Raw genomic sequence first — 23,178 nt, 5'->3', positions numbered from 1 at the left:
TATTTTTATGCTAAAATTAAAAACAGTGTTATTTTATTTAAATATAGATTAAATAAAACATAATAATTGCTTAACAAGAGGTAAAATAATGAGTAATAAATTTTTATCAAAATCACTCTATGTAAGAGGTCTTCAGTGTCCAAAATCACTATGGCTTAAAAAATATAAATCTGATGTTTTAGAACAAAATACGGATCCTAATATATTTGAGACTGGGAATATGGTAGGAGAGCTTGCTTGTGAACTATTTAGTGGCGGCAAAAGGATAGATTTTGATGGGAGTAGTTTTAATGACAAGATAGATCAAACTAAGAAATTCATAAAAGATGGTGAGAAAATAATATATGAAGCTACATTTTGCTTTGATGAAATTCTCGTAATGGTAGATATCTTACAGATCATTGATGGAAAATTAATCATAAACGAAGTAAAAAGTAGCACGAGCCTATCTGATGTTTATATAGATGATGCCAGCATTCAATATCATGTTATTAGCTCATTGGGATATGAAGTAGAGCGAGTCAATATAGTCTATCTGAATAATCAATACATTCGTAGTGAGAAGTTGGAGCTAGATAAGCTTTTTGTAATAAATGATGTAACGGGCCAAATTTTACTTATGCAAAGCGAAGTTATTAAAAACATTAAGAAATTAAAAGAGACTATAGATGACGACGTTGAGCCAAATTTAGACATAGGGGCTCACTGTTTTAAGCCTTATGAATGTGATGGGATGAATTACTGCTGGCAAAGACAAAGAAATATATCTGATGGAATTTCTGTATTTAATATCACAAGAATTAATAAGCAAAAAGCAACCGAGCTTTATCAAAATGGGATAGTAAATATTACCGACATTAAAGAGATAGATGCCTTTAATGCAAATCAGCAAATACAGATAAACGCCCAAATTAGTGGAAAAGAATTTATAAACAAAGCAGCGATTAGAGAGTTTTTAAGCACGCTTAGCTATCCACTCTATCACCTTGATTTCGAGACATTTCAACAAGCCGTACCAGATTTTATAGGTATTAGACCATATGAGCAGATACCTTTTCAATTTTCTATACATAAAGATTATGGCAATGGTAAAACGGAGCATCTTGGATTTTTAGCTGAGGCAGGAGCTGACCCAAGATATAAATTAGCATTAAAATTAGTTGAGTACATCCCACAAGATGCTTGTGTATTGGCTTATCATGCTAGTTTTGAAAAAGTAGTAGTGCAAAATTTGGCCTCATTTTTTCCACAATTTTCTTCTCATCTAATGAATATATATGGCAATATCAAAGATCTTGAGACGCCGTTTGCAAAGAAATTTTATTACCATCCAAAAATGTGCGGAAGTTCATCCATAAAAAAAGTTCTGCCAGCTATAGTACCTAACTTTAAAGATGCGTATGCAAATTTGAATTTAATCCATAACGGTGGAGAGGCAATGAATGAGTATGCAAAGCTAAATAACAAGACTAAAGCAGAACAAGATATGGTTAGAAAAGCGCTTTGGGAGTATTGCAAATTAGATACACTAGCTATGGTTAAGGTTTTAGAAAAGCTGCATGATGTAGCAAAATAGGCATATAGATATCTGACACTAGAGCAAAACCATAGTAATCAAATTGGCTTTTAAATTACTAACTCTAAAATGCACCCAGCGTTCATAAAAACTATATCTCTTAGAGAATTTTGCTCTATACGGCTTATGTATAGACTTTATCCTTGAGATATCGGGCAAACTCATAGCCATAGAGGTTAAGTCTTCAAAAACTATCAGCAAAGATGACTTTAGGCATATCTACCACTTAAAAGAGAATTTACAAAGTAAATTTGATAAAGGCATAGTCTTTTACGCCGGAGATACGTCCGTGAAACTAGATGATGATATGTTTGCATTGCCATTTGGTTTTATGGATTAGAGACAGCTAAGAAGATGCAATGCTAATGATCTGGCTTCTACAAAATCTATCTCTCCAAACCATCATATCCTGACTTTATATTCTGTTCTTTGGCTTCTGCTCTATTTGATGGTTGTTTTGTTTGCTCTATCCCAAAGTCCCTATCAAGTCCTTGATCGTACAACTCTTGCTTTGTTATTTTTATTGAGCCAAACGATATATGATCATTTGCTAGAGATATCTTATCTGTTTTATAACGCTCCTTTAGTTCATTAAAACCTTGCATATCTTGCCAATCTTTCATATAGGTTTTTATATTATAAATTAAGCATTTATAGTTAATTTTAACTATGTCTGGCAGGTATTTTTTAAAGCTTTCAGTTCTATTTATAAAAGCTAAGTAGTATCTATTTATATCTAAATGGCCATCGATAGCTTTTACGAAGCCTTCATATTCATTTTGTTTAAGTCCTAGCTTTTTAATGAGATCATCATCATAAAACCCAGTTTTTATCTTTCTAGCTGCTTCATCAAATTTATCTCTAATGTAGATATATGGGGTATAGTGTCTATTTTGGTTAAAAGAGTAGACTGTGTTTTCTTCTGGCAAGTAAAGATATCTACCACTCTTGCCAGAAAGTATTTGATGATTTTTATATTCTTTAAGCACAGTACTCTCGTCAAAGTATTCTATTAGCTCTTTTATAGAAATCTTTGAAGATATGGCTTGGTAGCTTACTCTTTTAATATGCAAGTTGGTATCTTTTGGCTCACAGCTAAGCTCATATTTTCTTAGATTTTGTAAATTTCCCTCTATGGCTTTAACATCCATATTATTAATATCTGTTTTTAAGCTGACATCTTCAATGGCTCTTGTATTATCCAAAGTTTTTCCTCTAATGCTTACAACCTCAGATCCTGGCACTGGAGTGTAGTGAAAATTACTAGGATATAGGCTCTGGTTATTTACTATGTTATATAACCCAAGCTCTCTTGTTATCTCTTTTATGTATTCATCATATTCATTTAAGCTTGGAGCCTTTGCTGTGGGTATGATGAGTTTAAATTTCTCCACTTTTGTATCTGGTGTTTGATAAGTGGTTGGATATATGAAACCTTTTATTCCTTTGCTTTGCAGTAAATTTTGAGCATCATTTATAGTAAATTTGGGGCTATATATATCATATATAAGTGTAGGAGTTATGCCATCAATACTGCTATCTTCTTCATTTTTATCCTTAAAACTTGCCACTGATATAGCTGAATAGTTTTTAAGTACCGATTTTAGGTTATATGGCTCTATTCGTATCGTTTTCCAGCTATTTAGCACTTGAGTTTTTGGGTCCTTATTTGGCGCGCCAAAGTCACTACTTACACTTAATGTTATCTTTGGCTCATTTTTATTGGCTTGAAGCTCTATAAGCATTTGCTCTAGTTCATTAACTACGTGAAATAACGCTCCTTTTCTGCCATTATAGACTATCTTACACATTAGATCAGTTAGATTATAAGTTCCATTAAAACCATCCACTCTTACTTTATATTTGTCATTTACCATTTCAGGTTTTGCGGTGATGTTAAATTTTGCATTGATCATAGGCAAAAATTCTCTTATATCCACTGCATTAAGCCTCTTTGCCCTATCATAGTAGTCTTTTTTGAGACTCTCATCTTCTTCTATCATTCTTAATAGATAATCAGCTGTAGAATTTTTAGCATCAGCTAGTAGCTCTTCAACACTTATATTTTGCTCTTTTGTATTTGCTTTTGGCTCGATCACCACATCTGTTTCTATCTTTATCCGTGTATCTTTTTCTTTGCCTTTCCTAACCTTTTGTGCTGCACTTTTAAAGCTTTCATATTGCTTTTTTAGTTGGTCTTCATCCATACTTAAAGGCTCTATATTATTTAGACCATACTTGTTAGATAAGATGTCATTAACTACTCTTTTAAATTTCTCTGCTGATTTAGCCATGATGGCTTTTGCTTGTTGTTTGGATGCACCTTTTGTATATATAGCTCCACCAGTTTTTACACTATGAGTAAATTTCATATTTTCAAAAGAGACTATTATATGGATGTGAGGCTCTCTTTTTAGTGGTTCGCCATTTTTATGTTTTTTATTTAATACTCTATTTTCTAGTGCCCCTTCTGGACGAGGAATGTATGGCTCTTCTTTGATTATAGGCAGATGAGCTTCAGCATAAAAAAGTAGCTCATCTATGTCGTGATTTGGGAAAGTGAGCTTCAAAAAGTCCATTATAAACTCATCTATATTGCCACTTTCATATAGTCTGCTCCACTCCTCTGAAGTAAATGACAAGGATATATGATAGTAGTTATGTTTCTTATTCTTTTTCTTGCTCTGGTGCCTTTCAGACATCTCGATAAGATCTAAATTTCCAGCCAGTGGCAATCTATCATCTTTTTCATCTCTAGTTAGCTTTGAATCTCTTTTCTTACCAGTTTTTAAATAATCAGCTACGCCTTTTTCTCCCTTTGAGATCTTAACTATCATAGCTACTCCTTATTATGCTTAAAATTTCAGTTAGGACTGATTGAACTTTGTACAACTCTTCTTGTGTCTGCAGTATCGTTTTTAAATCTATATCGCCACTAGTCTTATAAACTATATTTAGTTTCTTTGCTATTTGATTGATGTTGCTAAAAGGTCTGGCAAAATTTGCAATGATTGCTGAATCTAGCTCTTGCTTTTTTATAGATTCAGAATTTCCAGCACCATTATCTATAAAAGATGAAATGATTTCTGATCTTGATATTTTTAGTTCTCTAGCCATATCAGATAATTTGCTATTTTGCTGAGAAGTGATCCTTATAGAGAGCACCTTATCCTTGATATTTTTTGGCATATGATATCCTTTCATAAAATGTACTAGCGAGATGAAGCGTTTTAACGCTTCTTATATCTCGCATTGTAGCCCTCGGCAGAGCAAGATTATACAAGGTATGAAAACGAAGTGTCATACATTGTATGTGTCTTGCTATTAGAAAAATTTGCTTACTACTGAACATTGCTGTCACCATTTTTGTTTAGCCATTTAGTAAAATCTTCACTAGCTTTTTGACTATCTTGGTTGTAGATATGGATGATGAAGTCTTTAAGATCGGACACGTTATTAAGTGCTTTATCTAGACTGCTTTGTAGTGCAGATTTGGCTTCATTTGTCTTATGACTATCATAAAACATGTAGCCAAAAAAGAAGATCACTTCTATAAATACAAAGGCAATTAATGCAGATACTATCTTCTTCATCAAAGAGCTAAAAGATGAGTTGATCTTCGATATAGTTTTGTCTGCACCTTTTAGAGTATTTTTAAGGTTGTTTTGAATATCTTTTGTCGCATTTATAAGTTCAGCACTTCCTTGCTCTATAAGCTCTATTTTTTCTTTAAAGCTTTTATCAAAGCTATCTGTGGCTTGATTAAAAAGTTCAATATTATTTCTAATATTTTCACTAGCCTTATTGCCAATTTCGATATGTTCTTGTAGAGCAATTACGGCATTTGCCGCAACTGCTGTATCGCTACTCTTGATTGTTAGTGCCATTGCTTAGCTCCTCATCTTCTTTTTTGTCTTCTTTGGGTACGAGAATATGACATGCATCAGAGGATTGATTGGCATTTGTTTCTTCATACTCTTTCCTCCATTTGGAAAACTCCTTATTTGATAGCTTTACGCTAAAATTTTTTTTGATTAGTAACTTGCACTCTTTGAGTGTTGCTTTTTCTGGAAACAAGACCTCAATACATGCTTGTCTAATCTCCTCTTTTTTCTTATTCTTTCTAATGGTTTTTAAATCATTTAAAATGGCTCTTTTATTTGACATACTAAATCCTCTCTTGTCATTTTAAAAAATCAAGAGATGGCAATAACCATCTCACCAAATAGGCATACTTATAGTGTGCCTTTTATTCTGATATAGTAGTTGTTGATAGGTTTTTATTTAAGTAGTTTAAAAGTAGAGAACTATTACAATAGGAGTGCTAATAACCTATCGTAGAGGTTCTCTTTTAACAACTTAAATAGAGCCTCTGCTTTTAACTAATTTTGATCATATTGCCTCCTTCGGCTAAAATTTTGTTTTAAAAACTAGGATGATTATAGGGCATCTTTATGGCTAGGTCAATAAAATTTAAACTTCGTTTGGAAGTGCGATGTATCAATGATTTGCTCACAACTGCCTCCTAACACTATAATACTTATAAAATGCTTAAGGCAAATATTTATTTATATAATTGAAGTAGTTTAAAAAATTTTACTACATTAAAAAATAATTTTAATATTCTCTACTTTTTATTCATTTCATAGTATATATTCCTCAATAGTTGTATCCAAAACCATATAAAATAAAATTTAGCATCTTTAGCTAATACACTTTTTAGAATATTATAAAAGCTTTTCGAATCTGAATGTATGTCCAGCACAATAAAATAGCTATCAAATATCTTATTATCAAGACCACGCTCTAGATTTTTCGTTTTTTTATTAAGATATTACTTAAATGACGTATCATAAAAATACTTATATTAGTATTAAAAAATATATTTTATTGTATAATAAGGCACAACTTTTAAAAAAGGGAAATAATATGAGTTTGACATTGAGGATTAGTGGCACAGCCTATGAACAAAGGCTTATTGGTTTCAAGGATGAAAAAAGATTTCAACAGGTTGTTAAGGATCATGATGATTCGATTTTTTACGATATATTAGATGAAAATCTAGAAGATACTAAAGAATTATATCATCAATATATTATTGATGCATCATCCACTATATCCTTGGCTACAAATAAAAACATTGAAGAGATTGGTGTTGTTGAGGATCTTTCAACTATATCTAATAGAAAGGTTGAAAAAGAGGATCTACAATCAAAAGGTTATGCTTTTGCCTACTCAATCGAAAGAGGTTTTTTTGAGAGTTATGCTCTACCAAAAGGAGTTACCAAAAAGAACTTCGATATGGATAATCTATACTGTATTGGCTCAAAATTTAATAAAGACATAGATATGGATTGCTCATCTAACTACGCAATGACATCTGGCACACTATATTACATTACCATGGAACAGATAAAAGATGCGGCAATTAAAGATAAGGCTCTTCTAATGGCCAATGATCCTGCTTTTGATATTAATGAACTAGATAGCTATGATATTTCAGATATGCTAGCAACACTAATTTTTGCTGACTCAAGTATCATAGAGAAATACAAGCTAGAATATAATGAAGATGGTGAGTGCTGCGATAGAGAAGTAAGTGGTTATTTTCTAGATAGTGAGCTAAAAAGGAAGTAATTATAAAAGCTCCCTGTCAATATTGATTACCTAATATTGACTGGGAGTTATATGTTTTTAAAGTAAATTTGAACCAATCTAGAAAACCAGACATTATAAACTTATATAAATTTACACTACTTTACATACAAGAATTGTTCAGGTTTATAATTTCATCTCTTACGGCTTAGCTTCAAATTCATCTGCCTTTTGAACGCCAAAGATATCTGACGCATCGCCCTTTTTCATAAGCTCTCTTTTTAGCTCATCCACAGCCGTTAGTGCCTCGTCATATCCAAGAATGAAATTTTCGCCCACATCGCTTTTGCAAGGCCCAAGTGAGCCATCATCAAATTTTTTCAGTAGCGACCAGCTCTTTTTGTAGTATCTGATAAGCTCAAGCGCTTCTTTGTCGTTGCCGCTCATAGTGCCTCTTTGATTAGAAATTTATCTCTTTTAGATACTCGCTAACATCTTTTTTGACCTCGTCAGCTAGCTCTTTTGGCTCAAGCACCTTGATAAATGGCAGGTAGTAGTATATGAGCGGTTTTATCTCCATTATGTGGGTAAATTCTATCTCGATCTCGACTGAGCCGTCGCTATCTTGCCCGGTTATGCGCTGTTTTGCGTGTGGTTTTCGCTCGAAGTATTTTGCCACTTCTGGCGCTAGCAGTAGTCTTGCTGTTTTTGGGGCTTCTAGGTTTGCCCAGGCCGAGTTCATCGCCTTTACACGCTCATCTAGCTCGCCACTTAGCTCAAATTTATCCCCGCTATGCTTTATATCTTTTATGCTTTTTAGGTGAAATTTCTTAAATTTATTGCCCTTTTTGCTATCAAGCAAGAGCAGATACCAAAATCCCTCAAAAAGTGCCAGCTTTAGAGGCTTTACAAGAAACTCAAAGCCATTATACGTGCATGTTATCTCCACTTTTTCTCTTATAGCATCCTCAAGCGTTTGAAAATTTACAAGATCCTCCTCGCTTAGCTTTTCGTTGTTTATGTTTGTAAGTATCGGGTGATTTAGCTGCTGAGAAATTTGCTCTAAAAGCACGTGAGCCTTGCTGTAAAAATTTGAGCCCATGTTTTTTGCCACGTTATCAAGGATGTTTAGCACCACTCTATCATCGCCGTCTAGTCCGTCGTTCGCGTCCTCGTCGTTTAGACTCCAGTAATGCCCCTTTTTGACGGCGCCATACTCTCTTAACGTGTCGTAAAGGTCGCGCTGGATGGTCTTTGAGGTCACTCCAAGCATGGCTGTTAGCTCTTTTATCGTGTGCGGTCTCTCTCTTAGCTTTAGGGCTATAAAATTTATGCGTTCAAATTTGCTGTTTTCTTGTTTGGTTATGATGGGTTTCATTTGCTCTCCTAGTTTGGGGATTATATCCAAATTAGGACTAGAGGATGTCTTTTCTAGCATAATATCTGCCTAAGGCCATCTAGTGCGCCACATTTTAGACTTATGCCGAAATACTGCGAGATGTAGTTATCTCGTGGGTTTATGCGGATAAGCGTTGCTTTTTTTGAGCGTTTAACAAATTTCTCACCAAAATTTCTAATTGTTGGCACCGCAAGCCCAGCGCCTAGCTCTATGATCACAAAGCGGCTATCTTTGTTTTGCTCCAGCCACGTTTCATATCTTTTATATTGCTCGTTTATGCGCCTTGTATTTACCATCCAGTCGTAAAACATCACGATATTTGGGCGGCTCACGCAGCCACACTCTGGGCAAACTGGCATATCTAAAGCGACAAATTTCTCTTCATCTACTTTGATATCGCTACAAGTTTGCCATATAGCGCCATCACGCTTGTGTATGCACTGAGAGTAGTGGATAGAGCCGTGGCACTCATAAATTTTCTCTTCGCTAAAGCCAGCCTTAGCAAAGTGACCATCTACGTTTGAAGTATAGATGAAGTAGTTTTCGTTTTTGCTTTTTACAAGATCTAAAAGCAGTCCAAATCCCTCGTGAGGCTCTGTGTTTTTGTATAAATTTAGCCTGTGACCATAAAATGCCCATGCTAGCCTTGGATCATCTAAAAACCACTGCGGATTTGCCATATCTTCAAAGCTTAAATTTTTATCCCTTAAAAGTGGATACGCCCTCCAAAATCCCACATCTCCCCTAAAATCAGGCAATCCACTATCCACACCCATGCCAGCACCTGCTGTGATGATAACCGCATCGGCCTTTGCGATGATCTTTTTGATCTTATCTATCTTCTCTTGCATTTTGATCCTTTTAAAGAAATTTTGGTAATTGTAATGAGTTTATAAGACAATTTTTTGTCTGTTATCTTTAACATATTTACTTTGTAAAAAATGATATAGCTAATTAATTTTTTAAAAAAGAGAGCTTGTGAATGCAGAGGAGGGTAGTTTTGGTTTTATGCGAGATGAAAATAATATAGAAATTCCATTTTTTCAGCGTCCTTATGTTTGGAGTAAGGTTCAGTGGGAGCAGCTTTTTAATGATCTTCTTAATGGCTTTAAGGAGCAAAGATTGCATTTTCTTGGTTCAATTATATTAAAACAATTACCGAGCTCAATGGTAGAAGGAAGTCGTAGAAGCCTAATAGATGGACAACAAAGATTAAAGACTTTTTCTATTTTAGTTAAGTCTATTTATGATTTATTGGATGAAGATAGACTTGTTGATTATGTAGGTTTTTTGTACGCAGAGCCCACAAAATATAAAAATCCAAAAATAAAACATTCTCATATAAATAGATCTTCTTTTGAGGCCATTATAAATGCTAAAGATTATTCTGAAGTATGTGAGTCAAAAGATGATGGTAAATTACTTGCTTGCTATAAATATTTTTCTGAAAGATTAAAAAATAGTAATTTAGAAAGCAGCGATATTGTTCGTTTCTTGGACTATATATTAGAGATGAAGTTATGGGTTGTTATAAATTTAGATGAAAATGAAGACGAACAAAAGATATTTGACTCTATAAACTCTGCAGGTCTGGTTTTATCGTCAATAGATATCATCAAAATGCAATATTTGATAGACTTATAAAGTCTAGTAATATGAGCGCAGAAAAAGCAAAGGAAATATACAGATATTATGTAGCAAACGCACCTAAATTATATTTTGTATAGCCTCAACTAGTAATTTTTTATTCTCGTTGTTCATCTTGTCATAGTTAAAAATCAAAAATCTAGTATCTACTAAAATTCCTTGCACTATTAAATAATTTGTGCCATTTTTCCATTCCATTATAGCTTTGCCGATATTCTTAAATTTACCATTTATTGCGGTGCTAAATTTGTTATTATTTTTATTGTAAGGCATCAAAAAAGCATTGTAAATATTGCTTGTATCATAACTGTTTTTGCTCTTTATAATATAGGCTGTATATTCGCCATAAGCTACTTGCTTTGTTATATCACTGCTTTGTGGTAGCCCTTTTAAATTAACACCATATTTATAGTATTTTGCATCTAAAATATAAATTTTATCGTCATAAATCATAATGGTATCTGGCTGTAATGAGCTATTATCTTTATCTTTTGTATATCTTAGTTCCCACTGCGTTTTTGGAAAGTATATATTCTTATCAGCAATTCCAAATGCGCTATCTATCATTTTTTCCCAAATCGCATAAAATTTAGTAGTACCAAATTTAAACTCATTTTCTTTTAGTTCATTGTCGTTTTGTAAAAGCATATCTTTCATAGAGCTAAAAAGCAGTCGCTTTTTATCATCAAAAGTGTTGTTTAGTTTGTTTTGTAAAATATAAAGGCAGTGATTTTTGCTTGTTGGTAGATTAAATTTTGGTGGCATAAATGAGTTATAAACAAAGCCAAATTTATGAAAAGCTTCATAAACACAATATCTATTTATGGCTGTAATTAGTTCGTTTTCATTTGTTTGATTTTTCTTGGTTTGAAACTCTGTATAAACGAAAGAACCATTTTTTTGAACCAAAGGGCAATTTTTCTTAATTGTTCTAGCAAAATTTATCTTACCTTTTGTGGCGGTTTGATAAATGGCTTCTCGTTCCATGTAGTAGCTGTGGGCCAAAAAATACTCTATGACATTTTTATAAGCGATGATTGGAAAGGTTTGTTCTATTTGATCGTTATTAGTATCAGTAAAGTGTATTTTGGTATGGGATTTATTAAATTTTAAAAGCACGGATAAGAGCTTTCTAATGTCAGCTCTTATATTTTCATCATCTAAATCAAAACCTAGTGGAAAGCAAATTTGCAACTTATTATTTTTGCTTCTAATGCCAACAAAGTCATCGTTTATGGCATTGTTCAAAAAGCAATGCTCTTTTAAATTAGTTATTTGCTTCATCTATGTTATTTTGTGTCTCTGCTTCGTCTTTTTCGTTTTATTTCGTATTTTTAGCTAGTTCTGCTCTAATTTCGTCATTAAAAATATCAAATTGTAAATCCCCGCTATTTTCATCATTTATAAAATGAACAATAATAGCTTCTAGCGTTTTAAAATTACTATTGAATGCACCCTTGTCAAATTTAAAAACATCATCCCAAAGGTATTTTAAAACCTTGTATGCAAATAGTTCTTTATTTTTTAGCTCATTTTCAGTTAGGAAATACACACCTAGCCTCTTATCTTCCATTGAGCTTGTATTATCGCCACTTTCAGTAATTACACTATTTATAGTGGTGCAAAATTTTTCCCAATTTATGGTTGTGTCTAGGATAGGCAACTCTTTAAATTCTTTTGCTGCATTTTTAAAAGAATTTTCAATCAGTCTCATAGTAAATCTACGCTGAAATGCGGTGTCAAGCGTAAAGACATTTTGGTCACTTGTATTCATTGTGGCGATTATCCATAAATTTGAAGGAATTTTTATAGGTTTATCTGTATTGTTTTTACCATAAACTATTTTTGCAATATTTTCATTATTTATAACATAAACACTGTTGCCGTCCTTGTCTCTATCAAGCAACTGAAAAATTTCGCCAAATATCGCAGGTGCGTTGCCTCGATTTATTTCATCAATGACTAAAAGATACTTCTGGGTTGGATTTTTATAAGCTTTTTCTAAAATTTTAGTAAAAGGTCCGGGTTTAAAATCATAACTTACAGCACCATCATCTTTTAAAGCAGGCATTATCTGTCCAACAAAATCACTATATGAGTAGTCAGGGTGGAAAACTAATTTTTCAAGAATATAATCATGCTTTGGATGCTCGGTTTCTATTGTATGACTTTTACCACTACCTGGCACACCATAGTAAATTATATTTTCTCCGCCTTTTTCTCTTGAATTTTCATCAATTTCTATTTCATCATTGCTGTCTTTTTCGTGACTACTTTCATCTAGTAAAAAATCAATCTCTTTTTCTCGTAGTTTGTATAAAAATTTACCGCTTTTGCAACGATACATAATACTGTATGGCAAATCTATTTTTATCGGTTCTATGTCAATATTTTCTAATTGTCCATTTTCTTTCTTTATAAGTTTTTTTATAATAAAAAACTCTCCGCTTTCGATAGTTTGTACATAGCCAAAAATAATATCATCTGTCAAAACGGTTTCGTAGTTTTTTATATCTTTAATTTCTAAGTCATCTTTTAATGAGCAAATCCAAGTATTCATATTATATCTCCAATCCCGTTAAATTCGTCACATTCTAAATTGGTGTTATATGGAACACCAATGTATTTTTTTGAATAGTGGTCAGTTTTATATACAAAAAAACTACCGTATCCCCTTTTTACAATTGTGTCTGTCCTTAGTATATTAAAATTTCTTAGATAGCTTTCGGCTATTGTGTCATAGCTTTCGCCAGAATCTATATCCAGCAACAAAGTATAATAATCGTTATGTTTTTGCATAACATATCTGTAAAACTCTAAACCATATATTGATATTTTTGCATTATGTTCATTAATAGTTATGTTTAATACCAAGAATTGTCCTGGAATTATTTTTTGATACTGAATATATTTGGTTAGTCTAAACCATAGTCCATCTCTATGTCTATTGTCTTTTATGTGAGCCTCGAAATACTTATTTAAAATCGGGTCAAATATTTGAAAATATGCACTTTTTGTTTCACCATCATATGTTGTCTCTTTGTTATTAACATTAAAGGAACTGGAGTTGCTTATTTTATTAAATAGTTCTGTAATTTCATTTATAGATGTAAGATTTATATATAAATCTCTACCTGAATATCCAGTTAATTGCCTTGTTGCCATAATAAAGTGCGTATTCATAAGCTAACCAATAAGTATATTTTTTGTGTATTGTAGTAAAAAGACACTTATTTTGCTATAAATATTTTTTAAATACCTTTGCAAATACTTTTGACATTAGTGGCGGAACAGCATTACCTATTTGCATATAGGTTTTTAGGTAAGGTCCAAAAAATAGATAGTTATCAGGAAAACTTTGAATTCTTGCGGCCTCTCTTGGGGTAATGGCTCTAATTTGAGTTGGGTGAATATGCGAGTGACAGTCCATTTTTAAATGTGCTGTAATTGTTCTGCTAGGTTCATTTTCTACTAGCTTAAAATATTTATCCTTAAATATGTGATTTCTATGGGAATAAGGCATAATATCTTTTATTGTTTCGGTTGTGGAATCCTCCCCCTGCTTTAATAATGAATATATCTTTAAGTTTGTCTCATTTTGAAATCGTGCCTTATGGTTGTATGTAAGCGAATAGATATTATTATTATTTATCAAATTCAAATACTCATTATTTTTATATTTATTTATAGAAATTTTTGAACCCGATTCGTCATCGCTTTCCGTTTGGTTTTGTTTGCTTGGGCAAACTAAATTTTCAATATTATCTAGTGCATCTTTTAGAATAAATTTTTTATTTTTTTTTGTTTCATTTTCAATATCGCTCATAATTTTATCTACATCTAAATTATGTTTTTTTGAATATTCATTATTTATACCAATATAAATTAGCCTAATTCTTTTTTGTGGAACGGAAAAATTAGTCGCATCATATAACCTATATTTAGCTGTGTAGCCTATTTTATCAAAATCCTCTACTACTTGATTTGCTACTTTTAGCATACCTCTTACATTTTCCATTATTATAAATTTAGGCTTTAAATCATTTACAAATTTTACAAAATATTTATACAAAACATTTCTAGGGTCATCTATAACTCGTTGCTGATTAGCACTGCTAAAAGATTGGCAAGGCGGACCACCTATAATCATATCAACTTGTAAATTTACATATTTATGTATATTTTGAGATATTAATTTTACATCATCGTTAATTATACGAGATGAATTTATTTCAGGGTGATTAAAACTATAAGTTCTTAAAGCATCTTTATCAATATCGTTTGCTAACAATATATTGTAGCCCATTTTGCTAAAACCATAACTAAAACCACCTGCACCGCAAAACAAATCAATAATTGTAGGCGATTTGCTTGTTTTTTTCGCTTGTATAGATTTTCTATATTCATTTGAAAATTTATTAACAGTAGTTATAAAGAACTTTTTATTGTTTGCATAAATTGATAAATTTAGAATCAATCTATCATAGTCTTTTTTTAAAATTTCTTTTAAGATGTCAATTTCTTGTTCGCTTTTTATAATTCCTATATGCTTTAATTCATTGTGTAACTTACTGCTATTTAATTCTATAGTTTTTAAATTATATAATTCTTTGGTTTTTTCTATCATACGATTAATTAAATCAATATTTTCCAAAAAATACTTTTTTTCAAGAGGTGTCTTTATATTTGATGCATTTTTAAAAAACATTGTTAAGCCTCATAAATATTTTTTTAAAACCATAGCTATATATTTTGACATTAGTGGCGGAACAGCATTACCTATTTGTTTATATTGTTGTGTTATTGAACACGGAAAAACAAAATCATCAGGAAAACTTTGCAATCTTGCTGCTTCTCTTGGAGTAATGCTTCTCTCTTGTGTATAATCTGGGTGGATGAATTGATTACCATCTTTATACAAATGAGCAATAATTGTTTTTGATGGGGCATCATAATTTTGAACACAATAGCTATTATTAAATAACCTTTTTTTTATATGTATTAAGCTAGGCTCATTCTTATATAAATCTGATAAATCCCATTTGTTTTTTGCCATAAGGCGGTATCTTTTTCTATCTAGTTCATTATGATTTCTAGCAATATGTCCATGCAAGAGATTATAATTATTTTGCCTAATTAACTTTAAATAACTTGATTTATTGGTTGGATTAAAATTAACTGTTTGCATTCCCTCAGATGGCTTTAATTTTGGCAAATCAGATATAGCATCTCTTACTGTCGTTTTTTTAAGTTTCTTTGTAATATTTTTAAGCTCATCATAAATACTTTTAGGATTTATACTTAAATCTTTTCTTGTGCCTATGATAATAATTCTTTTTCTGTCTTGCGGAACCCCAAAATCAACAGCATTCAATAAAATCATATCTTTGTTTTCAATAATATTGTAGTTTTTTTTCATGCCATCAAATATATCTTTAATTATAGATTTGCCTTTTATTTTCGTAGATAATATGCCACTAACATTCTCAAACACAAAGAATTTTGGTTTAAAGTAATTTAGTATATTTAGGTAATTTTCATATAAATAGTTCCTTGGATCTTTCTTCATGCTAAATGGATCTCTTGCCTTACCGTGTGATGAAAAAGATTGACAAGGTGGCCCTCCTATAATAACATCTATATCACTTGTTTTGCCAATATTGCTCTCTATAATGCTTATAATATTTTTATCTGTTATATCAGTTGGCTTTATTTTATTAATCTCATTTTCGTGATACCCATAATGCCTCATTCTTTCTTGTAGTGTTAAACAAGCATATTTATCAAGCTCTATATGAGTAAGGGCCATATATCCTTCCTGGTAAAAACCCTCTGCCATACCACCAGCGCCAGCAAACAAATCTATAAATGTGTGTTTTTTCATTTTGCTTGCTCGCTATTTTTCCATTCTCTAACAACTTGCAATATATCATCATTTTTTAGTTGCGACAACATATCAAGCACAGCTTTCATAGCAATAGGTTTATTTGTTTCTCTAAGCCACTCTATATATGTTCGCTCAGAAATATTAAGCCTATTTGCCATCTCTTTCTTGGTGATATTTTTAAGCTCATTTGCTTCGACTAATTTGTGGATTTTATGAATAATTTGTGCTAATTTCACTTTTTATCCTTTGTTATTTTGGGATTATATATTATAGATCATAAAAAATCCATAAAACATAAATTGTATTACATTTTAATGTATATATTTTTAGTTTTATTTAATGCATATCTAATTTGGTACAATAACGAAAATTTTATAGGAGAGGAAGATGACAAAGAAATATAAAACTAAAATGGAAGATAGTTTTAAAACAAAAGTTCAGCTATTTTTGTTTGACAAGGCTTTTTCTTGGGACAACTTGGATGAAAATGGATGCAATGATTACTACATTATGAGTAATATTGAAACTATAAAAAAGGATTTTAAAAATTTTAAGGTTACTAATGAAGTAGCAAATTTATATAGTAGTAAATACTATCAACTTGAGATAAATAGTGATAAAAGTAAAATAAAGCACAAGGGCAAAGAGTTAAGCATTATGATTATAGAACAAAGACAATATTTTGTTCAAAAATCTAAAGAATTTACAGAAATTTTAGATGCACTGGAAAAAGAATATGAAGATGATTTTAAAGGAAAATTTTCTGAAACAGATTTTAATAAGATACTTGACAAAACAACTTGCTCATATTGCGGTATAAGCCTAGCTCAGATCGAAGAGCTTGGCAAAAATGGCAAGCTAAACAACAAAAGAAGCGATACCCGCGGATATACGCTAGAGATAGATAGAATGCTACCAAATTTGGAGTATAGCAAAAAGAATTGTTGCATGGCTTGCTACTGGTGTAATAATGCAAAAACCGATGAATTTTCACCAGAAGAATTTAAGCCTATTGCTGAAGGTATTAGAAAGACTTGGAATGAAAGACTGAAGGCTATTGGGTATAGCGAAGAAGAAATAAAAGACGTGCCAGACCCAGAAATTTGGAACACTAAATTTGATACAAGCATGGAGCCAGATATAGAGAAATAATTAAGGCGGTAGCTCTACCGCCCAAATTTCTCCGCCGTTATGCAGTGTAGCGCTCCGCCAAGCTCTATGATCTCGCTTAAATTTATCGTCTCTACATCGCAGCTGCTATAAAATTTCTTGATCTGCTCCAGCGCAACATCGTCATCATCTATCCCATATATCGGAACTATTAAAATATCCTTAATTTTAATAAAATTTAAGTAAGCGCCCCAGTCTCTCTTTTTAGTGAAAAATCCCTCTTTATACTTCATAAATTTCACATCCAAACCGCTCTTTTTAAGGGATTTTATAAGCCTATCGTTAAAGCTTTTGCTCTCATTTGAAAAGTCATTTACTAACACGCTATTTTCATCTATCCACCTCACCATGGCATCGCTGTGCCCTAGCATATCGTAAGGCTGTCTTGGTATGATAATAAGCTCATTTAATGCACATTTTTGCTTTATAGTTCTCACGATCTCGGCTTTTGTTTTTGACGGATTTTCTCTAAAAATTTTATCAGTCATGATGGCTTTGCCTCCAAGTCTTACGAAATTTCCGCCATCAATGACTAAATTTATATGCTCTTTTGATGGCTGGATCTTTGTTCTTAGATGGCTATATTTTTCATCTTTTAGGTAGTCTGGATCGTAGTCGTAAGAGATGAGGCGTCCATCATCAAGCAAAATCGGCATAAAGTCCCTCATCCAAATGTCTTTAGTCTCTAAAAACTCGTATTTGACCCAGTGTTTGTCAAATACCTGGCACAAGCTTTTGGCTGTTTTGACGTGGTGTTTTGCTAAAAGTGCGGAGAGTAGGATAGTTAGCTGAATATTTGCTCCTAAATTTGATAGTTTTTGTGAAATTTTACTAGTAAATTTCTAGACATTTTTTGTCCATTCTAGTTGCTATAATTTCACAGATCGCAAAAAATGTATCGGCGATAAAAATCAAAAAAGGATAATCAATGATCTACGAGCAACTTAAAATTCTCACACAAAACAGCGACAAAAAGGTGCTCTCAAAAGCACTTGGCTACGTTAGAGAGCAAAATTTCACAAGAGCACTTGCAAATTTAGAGGCAGCAAAGAGCCTTGATGAGTTTATCACAAAGGGGCACTTTGACTGGGCGCATAGCTCAGAAACGCTCATCCTAGCTCTTAGCAAGCACTTTGCTCTTAACATAGACGCTGAGCTTAGCGAGGTGCAAAAACTCTACAACGAGCGAGTAAAATTTAGAGGCTCATATATCTATATAGATACGGATTTTAGGCGTAAGGGCGAGCCTATATTTGCCCTTGCTATGGCGCAACACCTAAGGTATATCAGCCTAACGCCGTTTTTAAACAAGCTTTGTTTTAAAGCATTAGATGAGCAGCTAAAAGTCATCTCAAAGATCACCAAAAACTACTATCAAAAAACAAAAACGCTACCTATTTTTGGAGCTATAACTGGCTTTAAGCTCTATTTTTTAGGCAAAAACTACTCGCTTGATACAAACGGAAATTTTACAGATAAAGAGATCGCCGAACAAGTTGCGACGATTAAATTTTAAAGGACAAAAATGGGACAATTTACAAATGAGCAAAGGCGAAAGCTAAATAGCATAAACGAAAGGCTCTATGACCTTGAGCGCCGTATCGTGCCACGTGCAAAGCAGATAAATATGTCGGTAAAAGATGTAAAAGAGGCATGGGATCATGAATGCAGCCTTCTACTCTATTTTTACTCAAAAGATGAACTTCTTATGCGATATAGACAGTTCATGAATCACATAGATGACTACTTTTATACGGAAAATCAAAACGAATTTGAAAACTGGCCCACACATGAGATGTCTAGCGAGTGGCACTGCTGGTTTTACCACTGCTTATATGACCATACGGATCTTGGCTGGGATGAAATTTTAACTATCGACAGGATAGAAGGTAAGCTTCGCTCATGGTACGACTATACGCCTATAGATCTTTGCCTAGAAAAGCTAGAGTGTAGTAAGAGAGAGGAGTACATCTCTGATGCCAACAAAGATCAGTGGGAGCAGATAGAGAAGATAAATAAAGCTCTAGCTAGCTATCAAGATATCCTAACAAGAGATGCAAAAATGCTTGAAAACAGGCTAAAAGCAAGGGTTGAGGGTGGATTTATCGAGGATTATGCTATGGAATTTCGTTTGGTCTTTTATTTGCGCGAAGAGGATCCAGATTATGATGAAAATGACGATAATTTCTTAGCTATCATCAACGAGCCTATCGTCCCTGGCGAAATGAGCAAGAAAAAGAGCCGTTGGACGCAAAACTGTAATGAATATTTTGGTAGCTCTGTCTATTTTGATAAGAAGGCATATTTTTGCTATCTATTTTCAGCTTTTATAAACAACACGCATATCTGTAAGATTAAAGACATACTGCGTATAGGTTCTGTTGATATGACGCTTTGTTGGGACGAGTACTATGAAATTTAAAGAAAAAATAGCATAAGATAAAGATAAAAAATGGAGGTGAAAAATGACAAATCAAACAACGATAAAGTGCCCAAACTGTGGGTGTGAAATAGATATAAATGACGCCTTATATCATCAGTTAGAAGGTAAATATAAAGGTGAATACATAGCCCAAAAAAAGCAGCTTGAAGCTGAGCTTGAGGCCAAAAGAAAGGAGCAGGAGGCTTATTTTGAGAGTTTAAGAGCAAAAGAGCAACAGCTCCAAGAACAAAAAGAGAAATTTGAGGAAGAGATCAAAAAAGCTACGCAAATACAGCTAAAAATGGAAAGAGCAAGACTTCAAGATGAGCTGAGAAAAGAGATACTTGATGAGCAAAATGAGTCGGTGGCACTCTTGCAAAAACAGCTTGAAGAGAAGTCAAATCAAGTAAAAGAGCTAAATGTAGCAAAGGCTCAAATTTTGCAGCTTCAAAGGGAAAAAGAGGAGATGGAGTCTGCCATAACCGCAAAGGCTGAGCTAGCATTAAATGAAAAGCTAAAAGAAGAAAAAGAGAAGATACAAAAGGCTGCAGACGAGCAAAATGAGCTTAAATTTAGACAAAAAGAGGAACAGCTAAAACAGCTTCAAGAGCAACTTCAAATAGCCCAAAGAAAGGCCGAGCAAGGCAGCATGCAGCTTCAAGGTGAGGTGCAGGAGCTCGCGATAGAAGAGTGGCTGAGGGAGAAATTTCCATTTGATACTATTGATGAGATCAAAAAAGGTGCAAGAGGTGCTGACTGTGTGCAGATCGTGCATACAAGGGAATCTCAAAACTGCGGAACGATATATTATGAGAGCAAGAGAACGAAAGAATTTCAAAAGTCCTGGATAGAGAAATTTAAGGCTGACATGAGAGAAAAAGGCGCTGATATCGGCGTCATAGTCACTGATGCGATGCCAAGCGAGATGCAAAGGATGGGGCTATATGAAGGAGTTTGGGTCTGCACTTTTGAGGAATTTAAAGGCTTAAGCGCTGTTTTAAGAGAACAACTCATAAGGATACACCACGTCTTGATCGCGCAAGAGAACAAAAGCGACAAGATGAGCTTGCTCTACCACTTTTTAACCAGCAATGAATTTAAAATGCAAATAGAAGCGATAGTAGAGGCATTTTCAACCATGCAAAGCGACCTAGATAGTGAAAAGCGCGCGATGCAAAAGATCTGGAAGCAAAGGGAAAAGCAGATCGAAAAGGTGCTAGATAATACTATAAATATGTATAGCTCTATAAAAGGTATCGCTGGAAATGCAGTGGCAAATATAAAAGCTCTGGAGCTGCCATATAGTGGCGATACGCAGGAGTAAATAAAGAGCGTTTCAAAACGCTCTTTATAAATTCACCTTTCACAACAAATTTCTCAAATTTTTATAATTATGGACATAAAAATGTCTTTTATGCCGAGTAAAATAGCTTCAAACAAAAACAAAAGGAGCTTGTCGTGGAAAAAGAGATTTTTTACGTAGATAGCGAGATATATGAGCTTGCAACACTTTGGACACTTCGTGCTATTTTTAATCTCGGAGGAGAAAGAGAATTGCTAAGAAGCGGATATGACGATGTTTTAGAGTTTTTGGGTATCGAGTCAAAAGAGCCCAAAAAAGAAGAGATCCAAAATCTTAAAAACAAACTTGAAATTCTTGAAAAAAGTCAAATTTCATGCAAGCTAAAAGATCTTGAACACAACCTAAATTTACTTCAAGCAAATTTAGGTCTAAATAGTGCCGAGAGAGATATTTTGAGATTTGTTGCGATCATGTACAACTACGAAGTGATATCTAATGCTTGCAGTTTACTAGGAGATCTAAACAACATACAAGCCACAAAAGTCATCTCAAAGATACTAAATTTACGTTTCGGCGATGTTCAAAAAGCCTTTAGAAAAGATGGAATCTTTGCCAAGACTTCGATTATAAAGCTAGAAAATAATGTGCATAACCTAAAATTTAAAATCGATGTCATAAACAATAACTTTATGTGTGATTTGTTTGTTAAATGCGAAAGCATGGACGAGATATTTGAAAGCTCGATAAAGCCATGTAGCAAGACAAATTTGACCACAAAAAACTACCCACACATAAAAGAAGATGTGAAAATCTTACTTTCGTTTTTAAAAAGTGTCGTTAGTAAAAAACAAAAAGGAGTAAACGTGCTCTTATATGGCTCAGCAGGAACTGGCAAAACAGAGCTTAGCAAAGTGATAGCTAGTGAGCTAAATTTGAAGCTTTATGAAGTAGCTTATGATGACGGAGATGGATATGCAAATGAGTGTCAAAGACTAAGATCGTATTGCCTTGCACAAAATATATTATCCGCTGGATCAAATTTATTGATGTATGACGAAGCAGAGGATATATTTAACACAAATAATGACGAAAAAAGACAGTATGGTAAAGCCTTTATAAATAGATCTCTTGAGACTAACGAAGTGCCAACTATCTGGATAACAAATAACATTTTTGATATGGATGAAGCAGTAGTTAGAAGGTTTAGCCTAGCTATAGAGATAGGCATACCAACTGAAGATGTAAGAGCAAAGATCATAAAAAAATATAGTGAAAATTTGATAGATAATAAGCTCATAAAAAAGCTGGCCAAAAATGACTTTATTGCTCCAGCACTCATCAGCAATGCGAGCGTAGTAGTCTCAAATTTAAACACAAAGGACAAAAATAAAGCCTTTGAGCGAGTAATAAACAACACTTTAAAAGCACAAGGCTACGAAGAGATAAGAGATTACAATCCAAGAGATGATCTGCCAAGTAGCTACGATCCAAATTTTGTAAACTCAGACTGCGATCTAAACGAGCTAATGCAAGGCATAAAAATAAGCAAAAATGCTAGAATTTGTCTTTATGGTGTGCCTGGAACTGGCAAAAGTGCTTACGCTAAATTTATCGCTAAAAGTCTTAAAAAGCCAATCATTATTAAAAAAGGAAGCGATCTTTTATCTATGTTTGTAGGATGGACTGAGAAAAATATAGCATTAGCCTTCAAAGAAGCCAAAGAAAAACATGCTGTGCTAGTCTTTGACGAAGTAGATAGCTTTTTGCAAGATAGAAGTATGGCTGCAAGAAGCTGGGAGGTAACCCAAGTGAATGAGATGCTAGTACAGATGGAGAGCTTTGATGGCATATTTATTGCCACGACAAATTTGATAGATAATCTTGATAAGGCCTGTCTTAGAAGATTTGATCTAAAGCTTGAGTTCGGATACTTGCTGCCAGAGCAAGCAAGAAATTTGTTTAAAAAAGAGTGTGCGCTGCTAAAAGTCAAATTTGACGAAAACGCAAGCAAAAAGGTCTCAAATCTTGGCTTGCTAGCGCCTGGAGACTTTGCCAGTGTGAGAAGACAAGCTAAATTTAGACCTATAAAAAATGGCGACGACTTTTGTCATAGACTTGAGCTAGAAGTTGCACTAAAAAATGAAGAAAAGAGTGTGAAAATAGGGTTTTAGGGACTATC

22 protein-coding genes are annotated in these 23,178 nt (G+C 33.2%); 8 read left to right on the top strand and 14 right to left on the bottom strand.

The genetic code is table 11. From position 1 onward, the window contains the following. The first annotated feature begins 88 nt into the window (after nt 1-88). Complete coding sequence (locus MTT09_RS02385) at nt 89-1,576, top strand: DUF2779 domain-containing protein (protein WP_429802361.1); 1,488 nt, start codon at nt 89-91, stop codon at nt 1,574-1,576. Nucleotides 1,577-1,962: 386 nt separating this feature from the next. On the opposite strand, the gene MTT09_RS02380 is transcribed toward MTT09_RS02385, so the two are convergent. The 4 genes from MTT09_RS02380 to MTT09_RS02365 all read right to left on the bottom strand — a co-directional run bounded on the left by MTT09_RS02380 (nt 1,963) and on the right by MTT09_RS02365 (nt 5,743). Beyond that, nucleotides 1,963-4,413 (bottom strand): aminotransferase, encoded by a 2,451-nt coding sequence (locus MTT09_RS02380; protein WP_429802359.1) that lies wholly within the window; start codon nt 4,411-4,413, stop codon nt 1,963-1,965. Beyond that, complete coding sequence (locus tag MTT09_RS02375) at nt 4,403-4,765, bottom strand: hypothetical protein (protein WP_429802357.1); 363 nt, start codon at nt 4,763-4,765, stop codon at nt 4,403-4,405. Before MTT09_RS02375 ends, MTT09_RS02380 begins: the two co-directional genes overlap by 11 nt. A 152-nt stretch (nt 4,766-4,917) precedes the next feature. Beyond that, nucleotides 4,918-5,463, bottom strand: a complete 546-nt coding sequence (locus tag MTT09_RS02370; protein WP_107965030.1) for a hypothetical protein — start codon at nt 5,461-5,463, stop codon at nt 4,918-4,920. Then, on the bottom strand, nt 5,441-5,743 hold the full coding sequence (locus tag MTT09_RS02365; protein ID WP_107965031.1) for a hypothetical protein: 303 nt from the start codon (nt 5,741-5,743) through the stop codon (nt 5,441-5,443). Before MTT09_RS02365 ends, MTT09_RS02370 begins: the two co-directional genes overlap by 23 nt. A 675-nt stretch (nt 5,744-6,418) precedes the next feature. Here MTT09_RS02365 and MTT09_RS02360 point away from each other — a divergent pair. Beyond that, nucleotides 6,419-7,213: a hypothetical protein gene (locus MTT09_RS02360; RefSeq protein ID WP_429802354.1), complete on the top strand. Its 795-nt coding sequence runs from the start codon at nt 6,419-6,421 to the stop codon at nt 7,211-7,213. Nucleotides 7,214-7,372: 159 nt separating this feature from the next. Here MTT09_RS02360 and MTT09_RS02355 read toward each other — a convergent pair whose 3' ends face one another. Genes MTT09_RS02355 through MTT09_RS02345 form a run of 3 tightly spaced genes read right to left on the bottom strand, consistent with a single transcriptional unit; the run spans nt 7,373 to nt 9,421 of the window. Next, nucleotides 7,373-7,618: a hypothetical protein gene (locus MTT09_RS02355; protein WP_199907140.1), complete on the bottom strand. Its 246-nt coding sequence runs from the start codon at nt 7,616-7,618 to the stop codon at nt 7,373-7,375. Between the two features lie 13 nt (nt 7,619-7,631). After that, complete coding sequence (locus MTT09_RS02350) at nt 7,632-8,549, bottom strand: helix-turn-helix transcriptional regulator (RefSeq protein ID WP_107965033.1); 918 nt, start codon at nt 8,547-8,549, stop codon at nt 7,632-7,634. A 53-nt stretch (nt 8,550-8,602) separates the two neighbouring features. Next, entirely contained in the window at nt 8,603-9,421 is an 819-nt protein-coding gene (locus MTT09_RS02345; protein WP_107965034.1) for an SIR2 family NAD-dependent protein deacylase, read from the bottom strand. A gap of 127 nt (nt 9,422-9,548) precedes the next feature. On the opposite strand from MTT09_RS02345, the gene MTT09_RS02340 reads away from it, so the two are divergent. Next, nucleotides 9,549-10,214 carry a DUF262 domain-containing protein gene (locus MTT09_RS02340; RefSeq protein WP_107965035.1) on the top strand — a complete coding sequence of 222 codons (666 nt, stop codon included), beginning with the start codon at nt 9,549-9,551 and terminating at the stop codon, nt 10,212-10,214. Between the two features lie 63 nt (nt 10,215-10,277). On the opposite strand, the gene MTT09_RS02335 is transcribed toward MTT09_RS02340, so the two are convergent. The 6 genes from MTT09_RS02335 to MTT09_RS02310 form a co-directional block, all read right to left on the bottom strand. Next, nucleotides 10,278-11,492 (bottom strand): LlaJI family restriction endonuclease, encoded by a 1,215-nt coding sequence (locus MTT09_RS02335; protein ID WP_193798702.1) that lies wholly within the window; start codon nt 11,490-11,492, stop codon nt 10,278-10,280. Nucleotides 11,493-11,538: 46 nt separating this feature from the next. Beyond that, nucleotides 11,539-12,777 (bottom strand): McrB family protein, encoded by a 1,239-nt coding sequence (locus tag MTT09_RS02330; protein WP_107965036.1) that lies wholly within the window; start codon nt 12,775-12,777, stop codon nt 11,539-11,541. Then, nucleotides 12,774-13,382, bottom strand: a complete 609-nt coding sequence (locus MTT09_RS02325) for a hypothetical protein (RefSeq protein WP_159070954.1) — start codon at nt 13,380-13,382, stop codon at nt 12,774-12,776. The genes MTT09_RS02330 and MTT09_RS02325 overlap by 4 nt, the downstream gene beginning before the upstream one ends. A gap of 73 nt (nt 13,383-13,455) precedes the next feature. Further along, nucleotides 13,456-14,925, bottom strand: a complete 1,470-nt coding sequence (locus MTT09_RS02320; RefSeq protein ID WP_107965038.1) for a DNA cytosine methyltransferase — start codon at nt 14,923-14,925, stop codon at nt 13,456-13,458. A 9-nt stretch (nt 14,926-14,934) separates the two neighbouring features. Continuing rightward, complete coding sequence (locus MTT09_RS02315; RefSeq protein WP_012001261.1) at nt 14,935-16,101, bottom strand: DNA cytosine methyltransferase; 1,167 nt, start codon at nt 16,099-16,101, stop codon at nt 14,935-14,937. Further along, nucleotides 16,098-16,340 carry a hypothetical protein gene (locus tag MTT09_RS02310; protein WP_012001260.1) on the bottom strand — a complete coding sequence of 81 codons (243 nt, stop codon included), beginning with the start codon at nt 16,338-16,340 and terminating at the stop codon, nt 16,098-16,100. The genes MTT09_RS02315 and MTT09_RS02310 overlap by 4 nt, the downstream gene beginning before the upstream one ends. 151 nt (nt 16,341-16,491) lie before the next feature. On the opposite strand from MTT09_RS02310, the gene MTT09_RS02305 reads away from it, so the two are divergent. Beyond that, entirely contained in the window at nt 16,492-17,256 is a 765-nt protein-coding gene (locus MTT09_RS02305) for a hypothetical protein (RefSeq protein ID WP_107965039.1), read from the top strand. Between the two features lie 14 nt (nt 17,257-17,270). On the opposite strand, the gene MTT09_RS02300 is transcribed toward MTT09_RS02305, so the two are convergent. After that, the gene (locus tag MTT09_RS02300) at nt 17,271-18,056 is read right to left on the bottom strand and encodes an agmatine deiminase family protein (RefSeq protein ID WP_262368001.1); all 786 of its coding nucleotides are present in this window, start codon (nt 18,054-18,056) and stop codon (nt 17,271-17,273) included. 146 nt (nt 18,057-18,202) lie between these two features. On the opposite strand from MTT09_RS02300, the gene MTT09_RS02295 reads away from it, so the two are divergent. The 4 genes from MTT09_RS02295 to MTT09_RS02280 all read left to right on the top strand — a co-directional run bounded on the left by MTT09_RS02295 (nt 18,203) and on the right by MTT09_RS02280 (nt 23,170). After that, nucleotides 18,203-18,790 carry a hypothetical protein gene (locus MTT09_RS02295; protein WP_107965041.1) on the top strand — a complete coding sequence of 196 codons (588 nt, stop codon included), beginning with the start codon at nt 18,203-18,205 and terminating at the stop codon, nt 18,788-18,790. 9 nt (nt 18,791-18,799) lie between these two features. Then, nucleotides 18,800-19,696: a hypothetical protein gene (locus MTT09_RS02290; protein ID WP_429802348.1), complete on the top strand. Its 897-nt coding sequence runs from the start codon at nt 18,800-18,802 to the stop codon at nt 19,694-19,696. A gap of 43 nt (nt 19,697-19,739) precedes the next feature. Further along, nucleotides 19,740-21,020, top strand: a complete 1,281-nt coding sequence (locus MTT09_RS02285; protein WP_429802346.1) for a DUF2130 domain-containing protein — start codon at nt 19,740-19,742, stop codon at nt 21,018-21,020. A gap of 134 nt (nt 21,021-21,154) precedes the next feature. Next, nucleotides 21,155-23,170 (top strand): AAA family ATPase, encoded by a 2,016-nt coding sequence (locus tag MTT09_RS02280; RefSeq protein ID WP_429802344.1) that lies wholly within the window; start codon nt 21,155-21,157, stop codon nt 23,168-23,170. Nucleotides 23,171-23,178: the final 8 nt, after the last annotated feature.

This window comes from Campylobacter concisus (assembly GCF_050447505.1).
Taxonomy (GTDB): Bacteria; Campylobacterota; Campylobacteria; order Campylobacterales; family Campylobacteraceae; genus Campylobacter_A; species Campylobacter_A concisus_BP.
The sequence above is the reverse complement of the archived record's forward strand: the minus strand, read 5'-3'. Positions and strand labels throughout refer to the sequence as shown.

Bases quoted from the DNA above. Each gene is read 5' to 3' on its own strand.
- MTT09_RS02305 (WP_107965039.1), top strand. From the start codon at position 16,492: ATGACAAAGAAATATAAAACTAAAATGGAAGATAGTTTTAAAACAAAA.
- MTT09_RS02370 (WP_107965030.1), bottom strand. From the start codon at position 5,463: ATGGCACTAACAATCAAGAGTAGCGATACAGCAGTTGCGGCAAATGCC.
- MTT09_RS02325 (WP_159070954.1), bottom strand. From the start codon at position 13,382: ATGGCAACAAGGCAATTAACTGGATATTCAGGTAGAGATTTATATATA.
- MTT09_RS02350 (WP_107965033.1), bottom strand. From the start codon at position 8,549: ATGAAACCCATCATAACCAAACAAGAAAACAGCAAATTTGAACGCATA.
- MTT09_RS02365 (WP_107965031.1), bottom strand. From the start codon at position 5,743: ATGTCAAATAAAAGAGCCATTTTAAATGATTTAAAAACCATTAGAAAG.
- MTT09_RS02380 (WP_429802359.1), bottom strand. From the start codon at position 4,413: ATGATAGTTAAGATCTCAAAGGGAGAAAAAGGCGTAGCTGATTATTTA.
- MTT09_RS02355 (WP_199907140.1), bottom strand. From the start codon at position 7,618: ATGAGCGGCAACGACAAAGAAGCGCTTGAGCTTATCAGATACTACAAA.
- MTT09_RS02345 (WP_107965034.1), bottom strand. From the start codon at position 9,421: ATGCAAGAGAAGATAGATAAGATCAAAAAGATCATCGCAAAGGCCGAT.
- MTT09_RS02285 (WP_429802346.1), top strand. From the start codon at position 19,740: ATGACAAATCAAACAACGATAAAGTGCCCAAACTGTGGGTGTGAAATA.
- MTT09_RS02375 (WP_429802357.1), bottom strand. From the start codon at position 4,765: ATGCCAAAAAATATCAAGGATAAGGTGCTCTCTATAAGGATCACTTCT.
- MTT09_RS02315 (WP_012001261.1), bottom strand. From the start codon at position 16,101: ATGAAAAAACACACATTTATAGATTTGTTTGCTGGCGCTGGTGGTATG.
- MTT09_RS02385 (WP_429802361.1), top strand. From the start codon at position 89: ATGAGTAATAAATTTTTATCAAAATCACTCTATGTAAGAGGTCTTCAG.
- MTT09_RS02320 (WP_107965038.1), bottom strand. From the start codon at position 14,925: ATGTTTTTTAAAAATGCATCAAATATAAAGACACCTCTTGAAAAAAAG.
- MTT09_RS02360 (WP_429802354.1), top strand. From the start codon at position 6,419: ATGACGTATCATAAAAATACTTATATTAGTATTAAAAAATATATTTTA.
- MTT09_RS02290 (WP_429802348.1), top strand. From the start codon at position 18,800: ATGGGACAATTTACAAATGAGCAAAGGCGAAAGCTAAATAGCATAAAC.
- MTT09_RS02295 (WP_107965041.1), top strand. From the start codon at position 18,203: ATGATCTACGAGCAACTTAAAATTCTCACACAAAACAGCGACAAAAAG.
- MTT09_RS02330 (WP_107965036.1), bottom strand. From the start codon at position 12,777: ATGAATACTTGGATTTGCTCATTAAAAGATGACTTAGAAATTAAAGAT.